Consider the following 546-nt stretch of genomic DNA (forward strand, 5'->3'; position numbering starts at 1 on the left):
TGTTCGATTTCTGCCCGAGACCAGCCCTATAAAAACAAAAAGGCGGAGACAATGCCCCACCTTTTATCGCATATTCAGTTTTGGTTACTGAACGCGGCGTAATACTGTTTTTAGTGCATCAAAATCCGCATCAAGATCTTCAGACAACAACTCCATCGCAGCATGTTTAGCTAGTGGTGCAGGCAGTTCGATATCCGTCTGAAGAATATCATCTACAACCTCTTTGAACTTCGCTGGGTGCGCAGTACACAAGAACAGACCCGTTTCACCTTCTTGTAGTTGCTCTTCCAATACACGGTAAGCAATCGCACCGTGTGGCTCACATAGGTAGCCTAATGCGTACAAGTCTTTTACTGATTGTGCGCTTTGTTCATCAGAAACTGCGCCTTTACCTAGTGTCTCTAGGCCCCACTCTTTCACACGGCATAGCTCTTCGATACGCGGCCAGTTGTTCGGTTGGCTCACGTCCATCGCATTTGAAGTGGTTGCAACCGTTGGTTTTGGCTCCCATTTACCCGTTTCGAGGTAACGAGGCACCGTGTCATT

The 546-nt window shown here is 47.6% G+C and carries 1 pseudogene; it reads right to left on the reverse strand.

The features are described from left to right. Positions 1-84: 84 nt before the first annotated feature. Positions 85-546 (reverse strand): annotated as a pseudogene (locus R7Z49_RS27025) (threonine synthase); the annotation flags it as partial.

Source organism: Vibrio sp. 1562, from assembly GCF_033340155.1.
Taxonomy (GTDB): domain Bacteria; phylum Pseudomonadota; class Gammaproteobacteria; order Enterobacterales; family Vibrionaceae; genus Vibrio; species Vibrio alginolyticus.